This window comes from Streptomyces sp. NPDC028308 (assembly GCF_055565855.1).
In genome coordinates, this window is the sequence record NZ_JBVHTO010000001.1 from 807,759 (window position 1) to 829,398 (window position 21,640).

The 21,640-nt window shown below is 73.0% G+C and carries 20 protein-coding genes; 11 read left to right on the forward strand and 9 right to left on the reverse strand.

Annotation, left to right across the window (positions count from 1 at the left end; genetic code table 11):
* Positions 1 to 34: 34 nt before the first annotated feature.
* On the reverse strand, positions 35 to 712 hold the full coding sequence (locus ACZ4VA_RS03405) for a TetR family transcriptional regulator (protein WP_355788503.1): 678 nt from the start codon (positions 710 to 712) through the stop codon (positions 35 to 37).
* A 280-nt stretch (positions 713 to 992) separates the two neighbouring features.
* On the opposite strand from ACZ4VA_RS03405, the gene ACZ4VA_RS03410 reads away from it, so the two are divergent.
* The 3 genes from ACZ4VA_RS03410 to ACZ4VA_RS03420 are packed head-to-tail and all read left to right on the forward strand — an operon-like array spanning position 993 to position 4,224.
* On the forward strand, positions 993 to 2,417 hold the full coding sequence (locus ACZ4VA_RS03410; protein WP_468079482.1) for a glycosyltransferase family 4 protein: 1,425 nt from the start codon (positions 993 to 995) through the stop codon (positions 2,415 to 2,417).
* Entirely contained in the window at positions 2,411 to 3,157 is a 747-nt protein-coding gene (locus ACZ4VA_RS03415; RefSeq protein WP_355782042.1) for a class I SAM-dependent methyltransferase, read from the forward strand. The genes ACZ4VA_RS03410 and ACZ4VA_RS03415 overlap by 7 nt, the downstream gene beginning before the upstream one ends.
* Positions 3,154 to 4,224, forward strand: a complete 1,071-nt coding sequence (locus tag ACZ4VA_RS03420) for a prenyltransferase (RefSeq protein ID WP_355782045.1) — start codon at positions 3,154 to 3,156, stop codon at positions 4,222 to 4,224. Before ACZ4VA_RS03415 ends, ACZ4VA_RS03420 begins: the two co-directional genes overlap by 4 nt.
* A gap of 84 nt (positions 4,225 to 4,308) precedes the next feature.
* Here the strand turns inward: ACZ4VA_RS03420 and ACZ4VA_RS03425 are convergent, their stop codons facing one another.
* Positions 4,309 to 4,602: a hypothetical protein gene (locus ACZ4VA_RS03425; RefSeq protein ID WP_355784178.1), complete on the reverse strand. Its 294-nt coding sequence runs from the start codon at positions 4,600 to 4,602 to the stop codon at positions 4,309 to 4,311.
* Between the two features lie 161 nt (positions 4,603 to 4,763).
* Here ACZ4VA_RS03425 and ACZ4VA_RS03430 point away from each other — a divergent pair, with 161 nt between their 5' ends.
* The gene (locus ACZ4VA_RS03430; RefSeq protein WP_468079485.1) at positions 4,764 to 5,318 is read left to right on the forward strand and encodes a hypothetical protein; all 555 of its coding nucleotides are present in this window, start codon (positions 4,764 to 4,766) and stop codon (positions 5,316 to 5,318) included.
* Positions 5,319 to 5,337: 19 nt separating this feature from the next.
* Here the strand turns inward: ACZ4VA_RS03430 and ACZ4VA_RS03435 are convergent, their stop codons facing one another.
* From ACZ4VA_RS03435 to ACZ4VA_RS03455, 5 genes are all read right to left on the reverse strand, one after another.
* On the reverse strand, positions 5,338 to 6,348 hold the full coding sequence (locus tag ACZ4VA_RS03435; protein ID WP_402382005.1) for an LLM class F420-dependent oxidoreductase: 1,011 nt from the start codon (positions 6,346 to 6,348) through the stop codon (positions 5,338 to 5,340).
* A gap of 150 nt (positions 6,349 to 6,498) precedes the next feature.
* A complete protein-coding gene (locus tag ACZ4VA_RS03440) occupies positions 6,499 to 7,323 on the reverse strand; it encodes a hypothetical protein (protein ID WP_356168208.1) in 825 nt (274 codons plus the stop codon).
* A gap of 159 nt (positions 7,324 to 7,482) precedes the next feature.
* Positions 7,483 to 8,457 carry an N-acetylmuramoyl-L-alanine amidase gene (locus tag ACZ4VA_RS03445; protein WP_388903568.1) on the reverse strand — a complete coding sequence of 325 codons (975 nt, stop codon included), beginning with the start codon at positions 8,455 to 8,457 and terminating at the stop codon, positions 7,483 to 7,485.
* Positions 8,458 to 8,479: 22 nt separating this feature from the next.
* Positions 8,480 to 9,130: a class I SAM-dependent methyltransferase gene (locus tag ACZ4VA_RS03450; RefSeq protein ID WP_355791207.1), complete on the reverse strand. Its 651-nt coding sequence runs from the start codon at positions 9,128 to 9,130 to the stop codon at positions 8,480 to 8,482.
* 150 nt (positions 9,131 to 9,280) lie between these two features.
* Positions 9,281 to 11,026, reverse strand: coding sequence for an MFS transporter (locus tag ACZ4VA_RS03455; protein ID WP_355791210.1), 1,746 nt, complete (start codon positions 11,024 to 11,026; stop codon positions 9,281 to 9,283).
* A 236-nt stretch (positions 11,027 to 11,262) separates the two neighbouring features.
* Here ACZ4VA_RS03455 and ACZ4VA_RS03460 point away from each other — a divergent pair, with 236 nt between their 5' ends.
* From ACZ4VA_RS03460 to ACZ4VA_RS03475, 4 genes are all read left to right on the forward strand, one after another.
* Positions 11,263 to 12,456, forward strand: coding sequence for a lipid-transfer protein (locus ACZ4VA_RS03460; protein WP_356168202.1), 1,194 nt, complete (start codon positions 11,263 to 11,265; stop codon positions 12,454 to 12,456).
* 358 nt (positions 12,457 to 12,814) lie between these two features.
* Positions 12,815 to 14,233, forward strand: a complete 1,419-nt coding sequence (locus ACZ4VA_RS03465) for a DHA2 family efflux MFS transporter permease subunit (protein ID WP_468079489.1) — start codon at positions 12,815 to 12,817, stop codon at positions 14,231 to 14,233.
* Positions 14,234 to 14,320: 87 nt separating this feature from the next.
* Positions 14,321 to 14,860, forward strand: a complete 540-nt coding sequence (locus tag ACZ4VA_RS03470) for a SigE family RNA polymerase sigma factor (protein ID WP_356167545.1) — start codon at positions 14,321 to 14,323, stop codon at positions 14,858 to 14,860.
* 29 nt (positions 14,861 to 14,889) lie between these two features.
* Positions 14,890 to 15,672: a hypothetical protein gene (locus ACZ4VA_RS03475; RefSeq protein WP_356167542.1), complete on the forward strand. Its 783-nt coding sequence runs from the start codon at positions 14,890 to 14,892 to the stop codon at positions 15,670 to 15,672.
* Between the two features lie 147 nt (positions 15,673 to 15,819).
* Here ACZ4VA_RS03475 and ACZ4VA_RS03480 read toward each other — a convergent pair whose 3' ends face one another.
* Positions 15,820 to 16,452 (reverse strand): response regulator transcription factor, encoded by a 633-nt coding sequence (locus ACZ4VA_RS03480; protein ID WP_356241926.1) that lies wholly within the window; start codon positions 16,450 to 16,452, stop codon positions 15,820 to 15,822.
* A 5-nt stretch (positions 16,453 to 16,457) separates the two neighbouring features.
* On the reverse strand, positions 16,458 to 17,864 hold the full coding sequence (locus tag ACZ4VA_RS03485; protein ID WP_468079492.1) for a sensor histidine kinase: 1,407 nt from the start codon (positions 17,862 to 17,864) through the stop codon (positions 16,458 to 16,460).
* Positions 17,865 to 18,151: 287 nt separating this feature from the next.
* Between ACZ4VA_RS03485 and ACZ4VA_RS03490 the strand changes: the two genes are divergently transcribed.
* The 3 genes from ACZ4VA_RS03490 (at position 18,152) to ACZ4VA_RS03500 (ending at position 21,197) form a co-directional block, all read left to right on the forward strand.
* On the forward strand, positions 18,152 to 19,021 hold the full coding sequence (locus ACZ4VA_RS03490; protein WP_468079494.1) for a MaoC/PaaZ C-terminal domain-containing protein: 870 nt from the start codon (positions 18,152 to 18,154) through the stop codon (positions 19,019 to 19,021).
* Positions 19,022 to 19,149: 128 nt separating this feature from the next.
* A complete protein-coding gene (locus tag ACZ4VA_RS03495; RefSeq protein WP_468079496.1) occupies positions 19,150 to 20,226 on the forward strand; it encodes a Zn-dependent alcohol dehydrogenase in 1,077 nt (358 codons plus the stop codon).
* Between the two features lie 26 nt (positions 20,227 to 20,252).
* Complete coding sequence (locus ACZ4VA_RS03500; protein WP_468079498.1) at positions 20,253 to 21,197, forward strand: 3-oxoacyl-ACP reductase; 945 nt, start codon at positions 20,253 to 20,255, stop codon at positions 21,195 to 21,197.
* Positions 21,198 to 21,640 lie beyond the last annotated feature (443 nt).

Sequence of the window (21,640 nt, forward strand, 5' to 3'; positions counted from 1 at the left end):
CCCGCCACGTGCGTCACCCCGCCCCGCAGCGACGTCACCCCGAGTGCGGTCCCCTGACCTCCGTCAGGTCGATCAGCCGGCAGACCGTCTCGATGTCGATCTTCACCTGGGCGATCGAGGCGCGGCCCGAGAGCCAGGTGATGAGGGCGGAGTGCCAGGTGTGCTCGATGACGCGGACCGCGGACAGCTGCTCGGGGGTGGGGTCGTCCAGCCCCATCGCGTCCAGGATGATCACCGTCGTCTGGCGGGAGACCTGGTCCACCTCCGGGCTGACGCTGCGGTCCGCGAAGGTCAGCGCGCGGACCATGGCGTCCGCGAGATGCGGCTCCCGCTGGAGCGCCCGGAAGGCCCGCATCAGCGTCTCCGCGACCCGCTCCGCCGCGGTGTCCCCGGCCGGCGGCTTCTTGCGGAGGGTGCCGTGCATGTGCTCCAGCTGATCCTGCATCGTGGCGACCAGCAGATGCACCTTGGACGGGAAGTAGCGGTACAGCGTGCCCAGCGCGACCTGCGAGGACTCCGCGACCTCGCGCATCTGCACCGCGTCGAAGCCGCCCCGGCTGGCCAGCTGCGCGCTCGCGTGCAGGATGCGCCGGCGGCGCGCCTCCTGCCGTTCGGTGAGCGGGGGCGAGGCCGGTTGCGCGGCGGCGCGCGGGCTCGCGGACCGCGCGGCATCCCGCGCGGTGGTGGCTTCCGCCTTGGCTTCCGCAGGCATAAGTCCCGTTCCATGACATTCAGCGAGGGGGAGCGAGGAGTCAGCATGGCAGGACGCCGGACATTCCCCAAGCTCTCGGCTCCGCCCGAACAGGGCGGCTGCCTGCGCGAGTCGGTCGACCGGGCCACGTCGTCGTGGCGTGAATCACCTGATCCACCGCTCACACCGGCCCTACCTGCCGGTAGATTCAATGCTCCTTGAACGATCAAGTCTGAAACTTGTTCTAGATTAGCGTCCCGGCGTAATCTCGCGGGACAGTGCAGGGAGAAGGGGGCCGTAAGTGACCGCTGAGGCCATGGAGGCGGGTCCCCAGGAGGACCAGGCCGCCGACGGCGGCCGAGCCCTGCGCATCGCGCTCCTCACGTACAAGGGGAACCCGTTCTGCGGCGGCCAGGGCGTATACGTCCGGCACCTCTCCCGCGAGCTCGCCCGGCTGGGCCACCGTGTCGAGGTCATCGGCTCGCAGCCCTACCCCGTGCTCGACGAGGGCGAGGACCTGCGCGGACTCTCCCTCACCGAGCTGCCCAGCCTCGACCTGTACCGCCAGCCGGACCCCTTTCGCACCCCGAAGCGCGACGAGTACCGGGACTGGATCGACGCCCTCGAGGTCGGCACCATGTGGACCGGCGGCTTCCCCGAGCCGCTGACCTTCTCGCTGCGCGCCCGCCGCCATCTGCGCGCCCGCCGCGGCGACTTCGACGTCGTGCACGACAACCAGACCCTCGGGTACGGGCTGCTGGGTGACGTCGGCGCCCCGCTGGTGACGACCATCCACCACCCCATCACCGTGGACCGCGGACTGGAGCTGGACGCCGCCGAGGGCTGGCGCCGGCGCGCCTCCGTCCGCCGCTGGTACGCCTTCACCCGCATGCAGAAGCGCGTCGCGCGCCGCCTGCCGTCCGTGCTCACCGTCTCCGGCACCTCGCGCCAGGAGATCGTCGACCACCTCGGCGTACGCGAGAACCGCATCCACGTCGTCCACATCGGCGCCGACACCGACCTCTTCTCGCCCGATCCCTCGGTGCCGCAGGTGCCCGGACGGATCGTCACGACGTCCAGCGCCGACGTCCCCCTCAAGGGCCTGGTCTTCCTGGTGGAGGCGCTCGCGAAGGTGCGCGCCGAGCACCCGGGCGCCCACCTCGTCGTCGTCGGCAGGCGCGCCGAGGACGGCCCCGTCGCCCAGGCCATCGAGCGGTACGGGCTGGAGGGCTGCGTCGAGTTCGTCAAGGGCATCTCGGACGCGGAGCTGGTCGACCTGGTGCGCTCCGCGGAGGTCGCCTGCGTGCCCTCCCTGTACGAGGGGTTCTCGCTGCCCGCGGCCGAGGCCATGGCGACGGGCACCCCGCTCGTGGCCACCACCGGCGGCGCGATCCCCGAGGTCGCGGGCCGCGACGGCGAGACCTGCCTCGCGGTGCCGCCCGGTGACGCGGGCGCCCTCGCCGCCGCCCTGAACCGCGTGCTGGGCGACCCAGCGCTGCGCGCCCGGCTCGGCCGCGCGGGCCGGGAGCGGGTGCTGCGGCACTTCACCTGGGCCCGGGCCGCCGAGGGCACCGTGGCCCGCTACCGCCGGGCGATCGCCGACGCCGCCGGAGCGGCGCCGGGCCCCCTCGCCGCCGCGGATCCCGTCCCGGCCGCCGTAGCGCCCGGCGCGGCTTCCGTGCCCCCCGTTGACACCCTCGAACGCGAAAGCAGGGCCACGTGCTGACCGTCGACTTCTCCCGGTTCCCGCTCGCCGCGGGCGACCGCGTCCTGGACCTCGGCTGCGGGGCCGGCCGGCACGCGTTCGAGTGCTACCGGCGCGGCGCCCAGGTCGTCGCGCTGGACCAGAACGGCGAGGAGATCCGCGAGGTCGCCAAGTGGTTCGCCGCGATGAAGGAGGCCGGGGAGGCCCCGGCGGGCGCCACCGCCACGGCCATGGAGGGCGACGCCCTCGCGCTGCCCTTCCCCGACGAGTCCTTCGACGTCGTGATCATCTCCGAGGTCATGGAGCACATCCCCGACGACAAGGGCGTCCTCGCGGAGATGGTCCGGGTCCTCAAGCCCGGCGGCCGCATCGCGATCACCGTCCCGCGCTACGGGCCCGAGAAGGTCTGCTGGACGCTGTCCGACGCCTACCACGAGGTCGAGGGCGGCCACATCCGCATCTACAAGGCGGACGAGCTGCTGGCCAAGATGCGCGGTGCGGGCCTGCGGCCGTACGGCACCCACCACGCCCACGCCCTGCACTCGCCGTACTGGTGGCTCAAGTGCGCGTTCGGCGTCGACAACGACAAGGCGCTGCCCGTGCGGGCGTACCACAAGCTGCTGGTCTGGGACATCATGAAGAAGCCGCTGGCCACGCGGGTCGCCGAGCAGGCGCTCAACCCGCTGATCGGCAAGAGCTTCGTGGCGTACGCGACCAAGCCCCACCTGCCCGCCGACGCCGCCGCGGTGGACGCTTCGTGACGACGCCGAGGACCGAGCACCTCGTCCTGCCCGGGGTCCTCACCGCGGACGAGGCCGCCGCCACGGTGCGCGGGATCCTCGCGGTGCAGCGCCCCGACGGGGCCATCCCGTGGTTCCGCGGCCACCACCTCGACCCGTGGGACCACACCGAGGCGGCGATGGCCCTCGACGCGGCCGGCGAGCACGAGGCCGCCGAGCGCGCCTACGAGTGGCTCGCCCGCCACCAGAACCAGGACGGCTCCTGGTTCGCGGCGTACGCCGACGGGGATGCCGAGGACGTCACCGACCGCGGCCGGGAGACCAACTTCTGCGCGTACATCGCCGTCGGCGTCTGGCACCACTACCTGGCCACCGGCGACGACACCTTCCTGGACCGGATGTGGCCCGCGGTCTACGCGGCCGTGGAGTACGTACTGGCCCTCCAGCAGCCCGGCGGGCAGATCGGCTGGAAGCGCGAGGACGACGGCACCCCGGTCGACGACGCCCTGCTGACCGGGAGTTCGTCGATCCACCACGCCCTGCGCTGCGCGCTGGCCGTCGCCGAGCAGCGCGAGGAACCGCAGCCCGACTGGGAGTTGGCGGTCGGCGCGCTGCGGCACGCGATCCGCAGGCACCCCGAGCGGTTCCTCGACAAGGGCCGCTACTCGATGGACTGGTACTACCCGGTGCTCGGCGGCGCGCTGACCGGCGCCGAGGCCAAGTCCCGTATCGAGGAGGGCTGGGACCGGTTCGTGGTCCCCGGGTACGGCGTCCGCTGCGTCGTCCCCAACCCGTGGGTGACCGGGGGCGAGTCCGCCGAACTCGCCCTGGCGCTCTGGGTGGTGGGGGAGTCCGACCGCGCCCTGGAGATCCTCCAGTCCATCCAGCACCTGCGCGACCCGAAGACCGGCCTGTACTGGACGGGCTACGTCTTCGAGGACGGCGCCGTCTGGCCCGAGGAGCTGACCAGCTGGACGGCCGGCTCCCTGCTGCTCGCCGTGGCCGCGCTCGGCGGCGACGAGCCGACCTGCGCCGTCTTCGGCGGCGAACGCCTCCCGGTCGGCCTGGACCCGGACTGCTGCCCGTAGCCGGGCCCCCGGACGCGCGAAGGCCGGCTCGCGGACGGCGGTGAACCGTCCGCGAGCCGGCCTCCGGTCACCGGACCGGGTAAATCAGTGCCGGTGCATACGGTTGGCGATCGCGTGCCCGATGAACAGGTACACGACGGCTGCCAGACCGTAGCCCGCGACCACGCGGGCCCATGCCTCGTCGAAGGTGAACAGGTCACGTGACCAGCCGGCCAGCCAGGCCGCCACGTCGTGTACGAACTGCACCAGGTCGTTGGCGCGGTTCGCGTCCAGGAGATACATCAGGATCCAGAGACCGAGGATGACGGCCATGATGTCCGCGACGATCGCGATGACCGTCCCCGCCTGGTTGGAACCGTTGCGATATCGAGGGGACATGACTTTCTGATGGCCCCGAATCCCTGTCTGAAACCTGGAGGATGACGGGCCCGGCACCCGGACGGATACGCCCAGGTGGCGCCGTCGTCGGGACGGGGTGAGGCTGCCACAAGAGCCGTGCACTCCCGGGCCCCGGGAGGCAGTTCAATCCGGAGGACCCCGTGCCGCAGCCCGTACCCGTACGCCGCCTGCTCCTCGCGCTCACCCTCACCTGCGCCCTGCTCGTGGGCGCGACCGGGTGCGGCGGCTCGGACGACGACACGGCCACCGCCTCGGCGACCCCGAGCCCCACCGGGTCCGCGGAGCAGCAGAAGTTCGCCAAGACGCGCTTCGTGGCGAACGCGGGACTCGCGGCGGGCGCCACCTACCAGTGGATCGTGAAGCCCTGGCGGGCCGGCACGTTCAAGAAGGGCGCGAACGGCCGCAGGACCGCCCTGATCAAGGCGGGGCTGGCCGGCGCCTTCACGTACAACCGGCTCAAGGCGGCCCGCAAGAACGCCGAGGGCGATCCCACGCTCGCCAAGGCCGTCGCCCCCCTCACCGCGGGCATCGACGCGCTGAAGGACCTGCCCGCCAAGCTGCGCAAGGGGGACGCGGCGGACGCGGCGGCCGGCTCCTTCGACGACGTCATCAACAAGGTGAAGGAAGCCGGGAAGAGCGCGGGCGCCGAGGTCACGGACAAGGTGCCGTCGACGTCCGAGCTGTCCGGCGGCTGAACGAGCGCCCCGGCCCGCCTCAGGAGTTGAGCTCCGCCAACACCCGCAGCGTGTGCGGGTCCGGCGACAGCAGCAGCAGGTCCGTCACCGGGCCCTTGCGCCACAACTCCAGCCGTTCGGCGATGCGTTCGCGCGGTCCGACGAGTGAGATCTCGTCGGCGAAGGCGTCCGGCACGGCCCGTACCGCCTCCTCGCGGCGCCCGGCGAGGAACAGCTCCTGGATGCGCCGGGCCTCCTCCGCGAAGCCCATGCGGGCCATCAGGTCGGCGTGGAAGTTGCGGGCGGCGTGCCCCATGCCGCCGATGTAGAAGCCGAGCATCGCCTTGACCGGCAGCAGTCCCTCGGCGACATCGTCGCAGACCGCGGCGCGGGCCATCGGGGCGACCATGAAGCCGTCGGGCGCCCCGGCGAGCGAGGACTCGTAGACCTCGGTCCGCAGCGGCGACCAGTACAGCGGCAGCCAGCCGTCCGCGATCCGGGTCGTCTGCGCGATGTTCTTCGGCCCCTCGGCCCCCAGCAGCACGGGCAGTCCGGCCCGCAGGGGGTGCGTGATCGGCTTCAGCGACTTCCCGGTGCCGGTGCCGTCCGGCCCGCGGTAGGGCAGGCCGTGGAAGCGTCCGTCGAGTGCGACGGGGGCCTCGCGCCCAAGGACCTGGCGCACGACGTCCACGTACTCGCGGGTCGCGGTCAGCGGCGACTTCGGGAACGGGCGGCCGTACCAGCCCTCGACGACCTGCGGCCCCGACAGTCCGAGGCCCAGCAGCACGCGTCCGCCGGAGAGGTGGTCCAGCGTCAGGGCGTGCATGGCGGTGGTGGTGGGGGAGCGGGCGGCCATCTGCGCGACGGCGGTGCCCAGCCGGATGCGGGAGGTGTGGGCGGCGATCCAGGTGAGCGGGGTGAACGCGTCGGACCCCCAGGACTCGGCGGTCCACACGGAGTCGTAGCCGAGCCGCTCCGCCTCCCGCGCCAGCGGCAGGTGGTCCGCCGAGGGACCGCGGCCCCAGTAGCCGAGTGCGAGACCGAGCCGCATGTCCCCTCCAGGAGGCCGGTGCTCTGATGTTCAGTCAGTTGTGTTCAGGCATAGTAAATGTGACGGTACGTCAGAAAGCTTTCGGAGGGCGACTGTACGACAACGGCCCCCCGCCCGGAAGGGCGAGGGGCCGTGCGTGAAGCGGGTGCGTCAGCCGCGCTGGATGCCCGTCGTGTCCTGAAGGACGCCACGGCGGCCGTCCTGCGTCTGCGCCACCAGGCTCGGGCCGCGCTGCTCGACGGCCAGGTACCAGGTGCCCGGCGCCAGTTCGGCGATCGGCGTCGGCGAACCGTCCTCCGCGTACAGCGGGCGGGCCACCGGGACGGCGAACCAGAACGGCGAGAAGTCCCCGACGCTCTGCTGCGCGGCCGGGGCCTGCGGCGCCTGCGGCTGGCCGCCCTGCGGCTGGCCTCCGTACGACTGCGGCGGCTGGGGCTGCTGCGGCTGGCCGTAGGGCTGGCCCGGCTGCTGGGCACCCGGGTAGCCGTAACCGCCCTGCGGCTGACCGCCGTAGGGCTGCGGCGCGGCCGGGCGGGGCGCGCCGACCAGGGCGGCGCTCAGCGCGGGCACGAGCGGCGTGGCGATCGCGGCGGCGGCCAGGACCAGGGCGGCGATCAGACCGAGGATGAGCCCGGCGCCGACGTCGACCCCGGCGTCGAGATCGTCGAACGCGCCCAGCGGGTCGATGATCGTCCAGAACGCGGTCCACGCGGAGAACAGCGCCAGCGCCACCCCGAGCTGACCGAGGTCCAGCCCGACGACCTTGCGCTGCTGCGGCAGCCCCCGGGCGAGAACGATCAGTGCCGCACCGACGATGCCGCCGACGTACATGCTCATCACGAGGCCCAGGTTGTCCCAGGCGTTGGGGATGTTGCTTCCGGAGCCGTCGAACGTGTCGAGGAACGAGGCGACGAACAGCAGTACCGCTGCTCCGATCACCACGCCGTCGCCTCTAGTGAGGGAGCGGATATTCACTTCAGGTCCTTCGTAGTCGTCTCGTCGTCATCGGTGGAGGCATCGCTGTCACCATGTCGCCGTCAGGCCGCGGTGGAAAGCGCGGGGGTGGCCCTCATCGTAGGGACGACACTATCGCCCGTCCGATCAGGGTGTCCGCCGGGACCGGTGGACCGATCCCTACCCGCGCAGGAAACTCACGATTCCCTCAGAGATCCCCCGTGCTGCCTTCTGCCGCCAGGTCTCGCTGGTGAGCAGTGCCGCGTCCTTGCTATCGCGCATGTTGCCGCACTCGATGAACACCTTGGGAACCGTTGACAGATTGAGACCGCCGAGATCCTCACGCGTGACGAGTCCGGTGCCGCCGCCGACGTAGTTGGAGGGCGCGCTGCCCGTGACGCGTACGAAGTTGCCCGCGATCCGCTCGCCGAGGTCGCGCGAGGGGGCGACGATCGGACGGGTGTCGGCGGCACCCGCGTGCACCGACCCGGGAAGGATCACGTGGAAGCCGCGGTTGCCGGCCGCCGAGCCGTCCGCGTGCACGGAGACCACCGCGTCGGCGTGCGCCTTGTTGCCGATCCGGGCCCGTTCGTCGACGCACGGGCCCCACGGCCGGTCGCCGTCCTGGGTGAACTCGACCGTGGCGCCCTGCTCCTGGAGCAGCGTGCGCATCCGGCGCGCGACGTCGAGGGTGAACGTGGCTTCCGTGTAACCCGCGTTGGTCGACGTGCCGGTGGTGTCGCACTCCTTGTGGTTCGTGCCGATGTCCACCTGGCGGTTGATCTCGGCGGTGTGCCGGAAGTTGCCGGAGTTGTGGCCCGGGTCGATGACGACGACCTTGCCCTTGAGGGGGCCGGACGCGGCGGGCCGCGAGGCGGACGCCGTGGGCGTGGACGACGGCTCGTCACCGTCGCGCCCCTTGCCGTCGCCCTTCCCGGACGCCGTCGGCGACCGCGGCGCCGCGGACACGGCGGGCGAGGACGAGGTGGCCGACGGCCCGGCCTCGCGGGAGCCGTCCCCGGAGTCGCCCACCGCCTGCCACACCAGCCAGCCGGCCAGCGCGCCGGGCACCAGCGCGGCGACGGCGACGGTCAGCGGACCGCGCCGGGAGCGGCGTGGACGGGGCGGCTCGAAGTCAGGACCTGCGTACGACACGTCAGCGACTCTAATCGCGAGCTCAGATCCCTGCTCCCGTTCGCCGCAGGACGCGCAGCGAGTCGGTCACCGAGACCTCGGTGAAGGCCCCGGACTCCAGTGCCCTGAGGTAGACGCGGTACGGCGCCTGGCCGGTGAACTCGTCGGCCGGGTCCGGGAACACGTCGTGGATGACCAGCAGGCCGCCGTCGGCCACATGGGGCGCCCAGCCCTCGTAGTCGCCGCCGGCGTGCTCGTCGGTGTGGCCGCCGTCGATGAAGACGAGGCCGAGCGGTGTCCCCCAGAGGGCGGCGATCTGCGGGGAGCGGCCGACCACCGCGACCACGTGCTCCTCCAGCCCGGCCCGGTGCAGGGTGCGCCGGAACGTCGGCAGCGTGTCCATCCGGCCGATCTCCGGGTCCACCGTCTCCGGGTCGTGGTACTCCCAGCCCGGCTGCTGCTCCTCGCTGCCCCGGTGGTGGTCGACGGTGACCGCGGTGACGCCGGCCTCGCGGGCCGCGTCCGCGAGCAGCAGCGTGGAGCGGCCGCAGTACGTGCCGACCTCCAGGAGCGGCAGGCCCAGCCGGCCGGCCTCGACGGCGGCGGCGTACAGCGCCAGCCCCTCGCCGACGGGCATGAACCCCTTCGCGGCCTCGAAGGCGGCGAGGATCTCCGGCTTGGGTGCCGCGGGCATGGGTGTCCTCCGTCGTGTACGAACCTCTGGGCGCCCCATCGTGCCGCACGCGCCGCGCGGACCGCCGGGCGCCCCGTCCCCGGGGCCCCGACGCGCGTCACCCCCGTCGCTCGTGGCGGCGGGGGTGACGGGGAACGAGGTCCGCGACGGTCAGGCGGGGACGCCCGCGTTCTCACCCGGCAGGGCGAGGTCCACCTCGACCGGGCGGTCGTCGCCGGCGTGGGTCGCCGAGGAGGCCAGCGGGCCGTGGCCCTCGGCCCTGGCGGCCAGCACGTACGCGCCCTCGGCGGGCACGGCCAGCGCGTAGCCGCCGTCCCCGCCGGACAGCGTGGCGCCGGCCTGGCGTCCGCGGCGGTCGATCAGCGTCACCTTCGCCCGGGCCACCGGGGCGCCCGTGGCGTCCAGGACGCGTCCGCGGAAGCCGCCGAGCACCTCGTGCGCCCGCTCCAGAGCGGCGTCCTCCTCGCTGCTGGCGCGCAGCTGCGGCTTGGTCGCCCGGCGCTGTCCGGGCAGGAACAGCGCCATGAGCAGACCGACGGCCACCGCGCCGGTCGCGATCATGAAGGACACCCGGAAGCCGTGCAGGGTCGGGACGGCGACGCCGCCGACGTGGTGCGCGGTGTTGGCCAGCACCATGCCGATGACGGCGCTGGACACCGAGGTGCCGATGGAGCGCATCAGGGTGTTGAGCCCGTTGGCGGCGCCGGTCTCCGAGGCCGGCACGGAGCCGATGATCAGCGCGGGGAGCGAGGAGTACGCGAGACCGATGCCCGCGCCCAGGACCACCGAGACGACGATGGTCTGCCAGGCGGCGCTCATCAGGCCGAGGCCGGCGCCGTAGCCGACGGCGATGATCAGCATGCCGATGATCAGGGTGACCTTGGGGCCGTACTTCGCCGAGAGGCGGGCGTAGACGGGGGCGGTGAACATCATCGTCAGGCCGAGCGGCGCCACGCACAGACCGGCGACGACCATCGACTGGCCGAGGCCGTACCCCGTGGACGTGGGCAGCTGGAGGAGCTGCGGCAGGACGAGCGAGACGGCGTAGAAGGCGACACCGACCATGATCGAGGCCAGGTTGGTGAACAGCACCGAGCGGCGGGCGGTGGTGCGCAGGTCGACCAGCGGGGCCTTGACGCGCAGCTCCATCACGCCCCACAGGACGAGGACGACGGCCGCCGCGCCGAACAGGCCGAGCGTGGTGCCGGAGGTCCAGCCCCAGTCGCTGCCCTTGGTGATCGGCAGCAGGAAGAGGACGAGCCCGACGGAGAGTCCGAGGGCGCCGAGCACGTCGAAGGAGCCGGGGGCGCGCATCGGGGACTCGGGCACGAAGACGAGGGTCAGGACGATCGAGACGACACCGAGGGCCGCGGAGAGGAAGAAGAGGGCGTGCCAGTCGGCGTGCTGGGCGACCAGGGCCGCGACCGGCAGGGCGAGCCCGCCGCCGACGCCGATCGAGGAGCTCATCAGGGCCATCGCGGAGCCGAGCTTCTCGCGGGGCAGACCGTCGCGCATCAGGCCGATGCCGAGCGGGATGGCGCCCATCGCGAAGCCCTGGAGCGCGCGGCCCGCGATCATCACCAGCAGTTCGCTGGTGAAACCGCAGATCAGCGAGCCGACGACCATCACGGCCAGGCTGGCGAGCAGCATCCGCCGCTTGCCGTACAGGTCGCCGAGGCGGCCCATGATCGGGGTGGCCACCGCTCCCGCGAGCAGGGTCGAGGTCAGCACCCAGGTGGCGTTGCTGGGTGCGGTGCCCAGCAGCTCCGGCAGGTCCTTGATGACCGGGACGAGCAGGGTCTGCATCACCGCGACCACGATGCCCGCGAAGGCCAGTACCGGCACGATCGCGCCGCTCGCCCTCCGGACGGGCTGTTCGGTCGTCGAGTGCGTCATCGCGTGGGGCCTCCAGGCCGGAAGGGGAAACGGGAGCAGTGATCCGCGTGCGGGATACGTGCAGGGTGAACCCCGTGCGCCGGGGCAACTATTCCGATGCTTTGGCGTACTAACGAATTCTTGACCGTTCCATGGGGATCTGACCTGTCGTCAGAATGGAACCTGTTCTAGTCTGGCGCGCGCCCGGGCCCGCCCGCCGCGGGCCCGGAACCTTCCCAGGGACGGAGAGGGACCACATGAAGTCGTACGTCGTCGGGGTCGGGATGACGCGGTTCGAGAAGCCCGAGACCCGGGAGTGGCAGTACTGGGACATGGCGCGGGAGGCGGGCGAGAGCGCGCTCGCCGACGCCGGGATCGGCTACCCGGACGTCCGGCAGGTGGTCGCGGGGTACTGCTTCCAGCCCTCGACGGCCGGGCAGCGCGCCGCCTACGAACTGGGCCTGACCGGGGTGCCCGTCTACAACGTGAACAACAACTGCGCGACCGGCTCGACCGCGCTGATGCTCGCCCGGCAGTTCGTCGAGGGCGGCGGCTCGGACTGCGTCCTTGCCCTCGGCTTCGAGAAGATGAGGCGCGGCGCGCTCGGCGGCGGCTCCGACGGCGGCGACCTCGCCGCCTCGCCCGTGGCCCGGCACTACGGCGTGATGGCCGCCCGGCACGGCTTCGAGGCGACCCCGCCCACCGCGCAGCTCTTCGGGAACGCGGCCCGCGAGCACATGGACGAGTACGGGACCACCGAGGCGCAGCTGGCGGCCGTCGGCGCGAAGAACCACCGCCACTCGGCGAACAACCCGTACGCCCAGTTCCAGGACGTGTGGACCGTCGAGGAGGTCCTCGCCGCGAAGACCGTCCACCGGCCGCTCACCAGGCTCCAGTGCTCACCCACCTCGGACGGCGCGGCCGCCGCGGTGGTCGTCTCCGAACGATTCGCCGAGCGCCACGGCCTCGGCGGGCGCGCCGTCGAGATCGTGGCGCAGGCGATGACCACGGACACCGAGGAGTCCTTCGCCTCGGGTTCCTGCGTCGACGTCGTCGGACAGCCCATGTCGCGCGAGGCGGCCCGCCGGGTCTACGACCGCTCGGGACTCGGCATCAAGGACGTCGACGTCGTCGAACTCCACGACTGCTTCTCCGTCAACGAACTGCTGACGTACGAGGCGCTCGGCATGTGCGCGCCGGGGGAGTCCGGCCCCCTCGTGGAGTCCGGCGCGACGACGTACGGCGGGCGCTGGGTGGTGAACCCGTCCGGCGGGCTGATCTCCAAAGGGCACCCGCTGGGCGCGACGGGCATCGCCCAGGTGGCCGAGCTGACCTGGCAGCTGCGCGGGCAGGCGGGCGCGCGGCAGGTGCCCCGCGCGCGCACCGGACTCGCCCACAACATCGGACTCGGCGGGGCGGCGGTGGTCACGCTGCTGCGGGCGGTGCACTGACGCCGCGCTCCGAGAGGCGGTCGGCGGGGCGTACGGGCCTCCGGCGGCGGAGGTGTCCCGATCCTGCGACACCGGGCCGGCACGGACGGCTGGACCTAGGGCCTGTCGTTTGGATCAGGTCGGCCGTGACAGACGGTTCGTCCCGGCCGACCCGAGCGGGGTCTGGTGCGTGCAGCTGCAAGGCGGAGGAGGGAGTCGAAGCGGAGCTTCGGCGACCGACGACAACGCCGCAGATGTGCGTGCCAGACCCCGCGACACCGACCTGATCCAAACGACAGGCCCTAGGTCTCAGGACCGAGCCGCGGGTGCAGCGAAAATCCGATGCAAGGGGCGTAACCCGGTTGAGAGCATGACACCCATGCTCCGAGCCGCCCAGGACACCCGCACCGCACCCCGTCCCGCCCCGCCCCTGTGGGCGGTCGTCGCGCTCGCCTGCGCCGGGCAGTTCCTCGTGGTGCTCGACGTCTCCGTCGTCAACGTGGCACTGCCCTCCATGCGCGCCGACCTGGGACTGAGCGCCCCCGGCCTGCAGTGGGTGGTGAACGCCTACGCGATCGCCTTCGCCGGGTTCATGCTCCTCGGCGGCCGGGCCGGCGACCTGTACGGGCGCAAGCGGATGTTCCTCGTCGGGCTCACCCTCTTCACGCTCGCCTCCCTGGCCGGCGGGCTCGCCCAGCAGGACTGGCAGCTGCTGCTCGCGCGCGCCGTGCAGGGACTGGGAGCCGCCGTACTGGCCCCCTCGACCCTGACCATCGTCACCTCCACCGTCCCCGAGGGCGCCGCACGAGCGCGGGCGATAGCGACCTGGACCGCCGTCGGCGCCGGGGGCGGCGCGGCGGGCGGACTCGTCGGCGGGCTGCTCGTGGACGGCCTGTCGTGGCGCTGGGTGCTGCTGATCAACGTCCCCGTCGGCGCCGTCGTCCTCGCCGGGGCCGCCCGCTGGCTCGTCGAGAGCCGGGCCCGTAACGGACGCCGGCTCGACCTGCCGGGGGCGCTGCTGGTCACGGCGGGCCTCGCGACACTCGCGTACGGGATCGTGCAGACCGAGGCGCGGGGATGGACGTCAGGCGCCACCCTCGTCCCGCTGTGCTCCGGACTCGCGTTGATCCTGCTCTTCCTGGCCGTCGAGGCGCGGACCAGGGAACCGCTGATGCCGCTCCAGCTGTTCCGGCTGCGGGCCGTGTCCTCCGCGAACGTCGCGATGTTCCTCTGCGGCTCGGCCATGTTCTGCATGTGGTTCTTCATGACGCTGTACGCGCAGAACGTGCTCGGCTACTCCCCGCTGGACGCCGGCCTCGCCCTGGTCCCCAGCTCGCTCGCGGTGGTCCTCGGCTCGAAGCTCGCCCCCCGCCTCATGCGGGCGATCGGGGCCCGCACCGTGGCGGTCCTCGGCACCCTGGTGGCCGCCACCGGCTTCGGCTGGCAGTCGGCGATGACCGCGGACGGGCCGTACCTGACCGCCGTCATGTTCCCCGGCATCCTGATGATGGCGGGCGCGGGCCTGTCCGCGACCCCGCTGGCCGCCCTGGCCACCTCGGGTGCCGCGCCGGGCGACGCCGGACTGGTGTCGGGCCTGGTCAACACCTCGCGCACGATGGGCGGTTCGCTCGGCCTCGCCGTCATGTCGACCATCGCGGCGGCCCGTACGGCGGGCGGCACGTCGGCGGAGGCACTCACCGCCGGGTACGCGCTGGCGTTCCGCACCGGCGGCTTCGTCCTCCTCGGCGGCGCGGTGCTGATGCTGCTGTGGCTGCCGCGCAGGACGCCCGCGGGCTGAGGACACGCGCGGACGGCGAGTCTCCCGGCGCCCCGAGGCAACGGAACAAGGGGCTCATGGACTCCTTCACACATCTAGGAGGTGCCCATGGGGGATCGGAAGCAGACTCGGGACGAGGAGTTCCAGAGTTTCGTCATCGGCCGCTGGCCGCGGCTGATGCGTACGGCGTTTCTCCTCACGGGGGAGCAGCACGCGGCGGAGGACCTGGTCCAGACGACGCTGGAGCAGACGTACGTGGCCTGGCGCAGGGTCGGCTCGGCCGACGACCCGGACGCGTACGTGCGGCGCGTGATGGTCAACGCGCACGCCCGCAGGCACCGCAGACGCCTCAAGGAGTTCCTGGCGCCGAAGGACGACACCGGGCTCGCCCGCGAGCTGCCCGACACCGGCGACCGGATCTCCCAGGCGGACGACCGCCGCGCTCTGCTGAAGGCGCTGGCCCAACTGCCGCCCCGCCAGCGGGAAGCGGTGGTGCTGCGCTACTGGGAGGACCTCAGCGAGAGCCGGACGGCCGAGGCCATGGGCTGCTCGGTCGGCGCCGTGAAGAGCAACGCGGCCAAGGGGATCGCGAAACTGCGGGCCGTACCGGGCCTCTCCGCAGTGGTGACCGACGGAGGGCGGAAGTGATGAGCGCGGACCGGGAGACGAGTCACGACATGACGCACAGGGACATCGCCCTTCTGCTGGCCGACGCCGCGGACGACGTCGAGATCGGCATGGCGCCCTGCCAGTCGGTGCTGCGGGGCGGGCGGCGCCGCAAGGCCCGCCGCTGGGCCGTGGCGGCGGCGGCCGCCCTGGTGGTCGCGGGTTCGACGGGCACGTTCGCGCTGGCCGGCGGGACGTCCGGCGGGGCCCGGCGGGTGGAGCCGGCGGCGACCCGGCCGGCCACGGACGGGCACGTGCTGGAGCCGCGGACGACGCCCCTGGCGCGGGGGACCGACGCCGGGAGCGACTGGTCGGTCACCTTCGCGCGGTGGGACGCGCCCGGGGACCGTGCGCAGGCGGCACGTCAGCTGGCGGCGATGAAACGGGCGGGCACGGCGCCGGGCGGGGTCCGTGAGGCCGCGGACCTGACCGGCCGGAGCTGGTTCTTCGTCGTCCTGCTCGTCGGCGACGAACCGCCCACCGCGGTGCTGCAGGGAGAGGCCCCGCGCAGCGGCGCCACCCAGGCGGCCAAGGACGTGCACGGGTACTTCGTGCCGCTGCGGGCGGGCGGCACCGACCGGCTCGTCGTGGGCCGTGTCGCGACCACCGCCCGCGAGGCCGAGGTCACCTGGGACGACGGCTCGACGACGAAGGTCGGCCGGGCGGCCCCGGGCACCGGCTTCGTCGGCGGCTTCGAGTCCCTGATCCGCCGGACGGAGGGTTCGCCGTACGACTGGTTCGTCTGCCTCGCCCCCGAGGGTCGCAGCTATGTCTCGGCGAAGGTGACGAAGTGAGAGCCGCGTCCCCGCGTCGGCGGAGGTGAAGGAGCGAGGGCGGGTGCCCGGGCCCGGGAGCGCCCCGGGACGGGCGGAGCGGGGCTGCCGGGGCGGGCGTCTTACGGTGCTGCGCGGGGCCGCCGGGCGTACGGGCGTACGGGGGCGTCAGAGCCAGCCCTGGTGGCGGGCCTCCCGCAGTGCCTCCGTGCGGTTGCGGGTGCCCGTCTTGCCGATGGCGGAGGAGAGGTAGTTGCGGACCGTCGACTCCGAGAGGCCGAGACGGTCCGCGACGTCGGCGACGGTGGCGCCGTCCGCCGAGGCCGTGAGCACGTCGCACTCCCGGCCGGTGAGCGGACTGGGCCCGGCACTCAGCGCGGCGGCGGCGAGCGCCGGATCGATCACCGTCTCCCCGGTCAGCACCCGGCGGATGACGGCCGCGAGCTCCTCCACGGGCCCGTCCTTGACCAGGAAGCCGGCGGCCCCCGCCTCCATGGCCCGCCGCAGGTACCCGGGGCGGCCGAAGGTGGTCAGGATCAGCACCCGGCAGTCGGGCGCCTGCGTCCGCAGCTCGGCCGCGGCGTCCAGCCCGCTCATCCCCGGCAGCTCGATGTCCAGGAGCGCCACGTCGGGCCGGTGCGTCAGGACGGCGTCGACGATCTGGTCCCCGGCCCCGACCTGGGCCACCACGTCGAGGTCCGGCTCCATCCCGAGGAGCAGGGCGAGCGCGCCCCGCATCATGCCCTGGTCCTCGGCGAGCAGCACTCTGACGGACTTCGCGGGACGGTGGTCCCGGGGCATCTCGTTCACGGGCTCAGCGTAGAGGCCCCCGCCGAGCCGCGCGTTCCGGGCCGACGGGTCGCGGGACGGCTCCGCCGGGTCCTGCCGGACGCGGCGGGCGGAGGGGTGTCGGCGGTCTCGGGGGACTCCACGGGGAGTTCCGCCGTGACCAGGAAGCCGCCCCGTGGGCCGGGTCCGGCCTCCAGGAAGCCGCCCGCCGTCGAGAGGCGCTCGGTGAGCCCCTTCAGCCCCGTGCCGCCGATGCCCTCCGCGGGGGAGCCGGTGCCGGTACCGGTGCCGTCGTCGGTGACGCGCAGGCGTACGCGGTCGGCGGTGCCGTCGACCGCGATCTCGCAGCGGCCCGCGTCGCTGTGGCGCATCACGTTCGTGACCGCCTCGCGGACGACCCAGCCGAACAGCGCCTCGGTCCGGGGCGCGAGCGGCGGACCGGACAGCTGGACGACCGGTTCCACGCCCGCCGCGGACAGGGCCGAGCGGGCTCGGTCCAGCTCCGTGGCCAGACTCCCCTCGCGGTACCCGGTGACCGCCTCGCGGATCTCCGTGAGGGCCTGACGGCCGACGGACTCGATGTCGGTGACCTGCGAGAGCGCGGCCTCCGGGTCACGTCCGGCCAGCCGGCGGGCGGCCTCCGACTTCACGACGATCACCGACAGCGTGTGGCCCAGCAGGTCGTGCAGGTCGCGCGAGAAGCGCAGCCGTTCCCGCTCCACCGCCCGGCGGGCCAGTTCCTCGCGGGCGGCGCGCAGTTCACGGACCGTCTCCGCCAGGGACAGGATCGCCGCCGTCACCATCGTCGACAGGAAGGTGCCGTACGCGACGTTCACCGCGCTCCAGCCGTCCCGCAACCCGGCGACCGTCCCGGCGACCGCGGTCAGACCGAGCCCTGTCACCCCGAGCCACCGGCCCCGTACCGTCGCCCCGGCGGCGAGCCCGAGCAGCGGGAAGAACAGCAGCCAGCTGCCCCCGTACCCGACGGCGAGACCGCAGGTGACGACGCCCAGCAGGACGAGCGCCAGCCGCGTGGAGAACGCCTCCCGCTTCTCCTTCACGAAGGCCCGGAACACCACGTAGATGTAGAGCGAGTTGAACGTCACCAGGCCGGCGCCGCCGATCCAGGGGTTGGCGGTCTCGTCCTGGAAGAGGTTCGAGAAGGCGCCCATGCCCATCAGCAGCCAGGGCAGCAGGGTGAACCCGCTCGCGGGCGGCCCGGCCTCGCCTCTGTCACCGCACGAACCCCCGGCCTCCGCGTACCTCCCGCCGTCCCCTTCCCCCTCCCGGCCGGCCCCGGCGTACACGGGGCCGTCCCCGGCACACCCCGCGCCGTCCGTCGAGCCCGATGCGCCCGCCGTCCGCTCGGTCCCGGCCGTCCGCCAGGCGCGCCGCCGGCAGGAAAGTCCTCTCGTCCAGGCCATGGTCCCCCCGCTTCGATGTCGTGGCTCTCGACGGTACGCAGCCGGGACGGCCGGCGGCAGAGGCGCTTGTACGGCGTCCGGCGGGACAAATGTCACCGGTGCCCGGCGACGCGCGGCTGACGTACTGTCAGGAGCCTTCACAAGTCCTGGACGCTGGGCTATACAGGGGTCGCCGGACTGGAACGCGTTCTAGAACGGGCGAATTCCCCGGCCCAGTGTCGACCTCGGTGCGGCCGACGGTGCGGACGGCCGCACCGAGGTCTTACGCGCTAGTGATCAGGAGCGCCATGCCCATTGACGCCGCCAAGGCCGTCGCCGCCGGACCCCGGACAGCCGAGATCGCCTGGGGCCACAAGGACGTCCAGCTCTACCACCTCGGCATCGGCGCGGGCGTCCCCGCGACGGACCCCGACGAACTGCGCTACACCCTGGAGTCCCGGCTGCACGTCCTGCCGAGCTTCGCCACCGTCGCGGGCGCCGGCTCCCCGGGCGTGATCGGCGGCCTGTCGATGCCGGGCGTGGACGTCGACCTCGCGCACGTCCTGCACGGCGGCCAGAGCGTCGAGGTGCACCGTCCGATCCCGGCCGAGGGCAGCGCGGTCGCCACCTCGCGGATCGCCGCCGTGTACGACAAGGGCAAGGCCGCGATCCTCGTCCTGCGCACCGAGGCCGCCGACGCCGAGGGCCCGCTGTGGACGAACGACGCCCAGATCTTCGTAAGGGGAGAGGGGGGCTTCGGCGGCGACCGCGGTCCCTCCACGCGTCCACGGGCGCCGGAGGGCCCGCCGGACCTGGTGGCCGAGCGCCACGTCCGCGAGGACCAGGCCCTGCTCTACCGGCTGTCCGGCGACTGGAACCCGCTGCACGCCGACCCCGAGTTCGCGAAGCTCGCCGGGTTCGACCGGCCGATCCTGCACGGGCTGTGCACCTACGGGATGACGCTCAAGGCCGTCGTGGACACCGTGCTCGGCGGTGATGTGACCCGCGTCCGCTCGTACCGCACCCGTTTCACCGGCGTCGTCTTCCCCGGCGAGACCCTGCGGATCCGCATGTGGCGGCAGCGGGGTGCCGTCCAGGTGGCGGTGACCTCGGCCGAACGGGACGACGCGCCGGTCCTCACCGACACGGTCGTGGAGCACGACACCCGGCCCACCTGACCGACGCCCGCACCGAAACCTCACTCCCCCCGCCCCGCACCCCAACCCCACTCCTCCCGCAGCTCCGTTCCGCCCGTACCTCCGTACCTCCGCACCTTCGTGACGTTCTTCCTGAGGGGAGCCGCACCATGCGCGCAGCCGTACTGCACGAGATCGGCCAGGACAAACTCGACGTCTCGGACGACGTCGAGGCGGTGGGTTTCGGTCCCGGGAAGGTGAGGATCCGGGTACGGGCCACCGGGCTGTGCCACTCGGACCTGTCCGCGATGAGCGGGGTCCTGCCGCAGCCCGCCCCCTTCGTGCCGGGACACGAGGGCGCCGGGGAGGTCGTCGAGGTCGGTGAGGGAGTCGGCAACGTGAAGGCGGGCGACCGGGTCGTCGTCTGCTGGCTGCCGGCCTGCGGCACCTGTCCCGCCTGCCGCCGCGGCCAGACCGAGCTGTGCCTGGCCGGGTTCATGAACGCCGGCACCCCCAACTTCCGCCGCTCCGGCACCGACCTCTTCGGCTTCGCGGGCACCGGCACCTTCGCGGAGGAGGTCGTCGTGGACGCGGGCTGCGCCGTGCCGATCCCGGACGACGTGCCCTTCGACATCGCGGCGCTCATCGGCTGCGGCGTCACGACGGGCCTCGGCGCCGCCCTCAACACCGCGGACGTGGAAGCAGGTTCGTCCGTCGCGGTCATCGGCTGCGGCGGGGTCGGCATCTCGGCGATCCAGGGCGCGCGGCTCAAGGGGGCGGCGGAGATCGTCGCCGTCGACCCGGTGGCCTCGCGCCGCGAGTCCGCGCTCGGGTTCGGCGCCACGCGAGCGGTCTCGCCCGACGAACTGGACGGCGTCAAGCAGCAGATCACCGGTGGTGAGGGCTTCGACTACGTCTTCGAGGTCGTCGGCAGGTCCGCCACCGCCCGCACCGCGTACGACAACACCCGGCGCGGCGGCACCCTGGTCGTCGTCGGGGCGGGCGCCATGGACGACTTCCTTCAGCTGAACATGTTCGAGCTGTTCTTCGACGAGAAGCGGATCCTGCCCTCGATGTACGGCGGCGGCGACGTCCTGCGCTCCTACGAGCGGACGGTGGCCCTGTGGCGGGCGGGCCGCATCGACCTGGCCGGACTGATCACGCACCGGGTGCCCCTGGCCGACATCAACGAGGCCCTGGACCAGATGCGGACGGGCACCGCCCTGCGCACGTGCATCGAGATCTGACCCCGTCACCCGACCTGAGGAGCGCGATGGCACTGCCACTCGAAGGGCTGACCGCGATCGTCACCGGCGCCGGACGCGGGCTGGGGCGGGCCGAGGCACTGGAACTGGCCCGCCTCGGCGCGGCCGTCGTCGTCAACGACTACGGGCAGCCCGGCCGGGACGGCTCCGGGCAGGCGTCGGCCGGACCCGCCGAGGAGGTCGCCGCCGAGATCCGCGCGGCGGGCGGGACGGCCGTGGCCCACACGGGAGACGTCGCCGACCACGCCGAGGCACGCGCGCTGGTGGAGTCGGCCGTCGAGGAGTTCGGGAAGCTGGACGTCCTGGTCAACAACGCGGGCATCCTCCGCGACCGGATGATCTTCTCCATGTCCGAGGAGGAGTGGGACTCCGTGGTCCGGGTCCACCTCAAGGGCCATTTCAACACGACCCACTTCGCGTCGGTCCACTGGCGGCAGCGGTCCAAAGCGGCCGGACGCCCGGTGTACGGGCGGATCGTGAACACCTCGTCCGAGGCCTTCCTCGCGGGGTCCGCCGGACAGCCCAACTACGCGGCCGCCAAAGGCGGAATCGTCGGTCTGACGACGTCCACGGCCCTGGCGCTGGCGAAGTACGGCGTCACCGCGAACGTGATCTGTCCGCGCGCCCGCACCCGCATGACGGAGGACGTCTTCGCGGGCCTCGCCCGTCCCGAGGCGGGCCCCGACCCGCTCGCACCCGAGCATGTCGCGCCGCTTGTCGGCTACTTGGCGTCGCCCGCGGCGGCCCGCGTCAACGGGCAGCTCCTCGTCGTGCACGGGGGCATGGTCGCGATCGTCGAACGCCCGCGGGTGGCGGCGAAGTTCGACACCAAGCAGGACGTCTTCACGTACGACGAACTGGACGCGCTGCTCACCGCGCATTACGCGGACCGCCCCGACGGGGAGACGTTCGCGGCGGTCGAGGTGCTGGGGCTCAGGCACGGGGGCGGGTGAAGCGGCCGCGGGGGAGGAGACACCGAACGGCCTCGCCGTCCTGGGACGGGCGAGGCCGTTCGGTGTGATGCGGCGGTGGCGTACCGTCAGATCGTCAGGACGCCGTGTCCGGCTGCCCGGACGGCCTGCGGTGACGGCCCTGAGGGACCGCCATGTCGTCCCTGGCGGAGACAGGACCCCGGTGCCTGCCGTGGCCCTGGTCGGACCGCGCCACGGACCCCCGAGGGTCGGTTGCCGCCATCTCCGTCTTCTGTGCGTTGCTCATCGGAAGAGTTCACCCCGTCAACAAGATCCTTCTTACAGCCGGGCGAGTCTAACCGGCGGCCACCGTCCGCTGATCGGCGGCCACCGAGTCCTCGCCGCCGACCACCGGCTCCTCACCGGCACCAACGACACCGTCCCTCTTCACGGCCACCCACACCACCGGTTCCGGCCCGGAAACC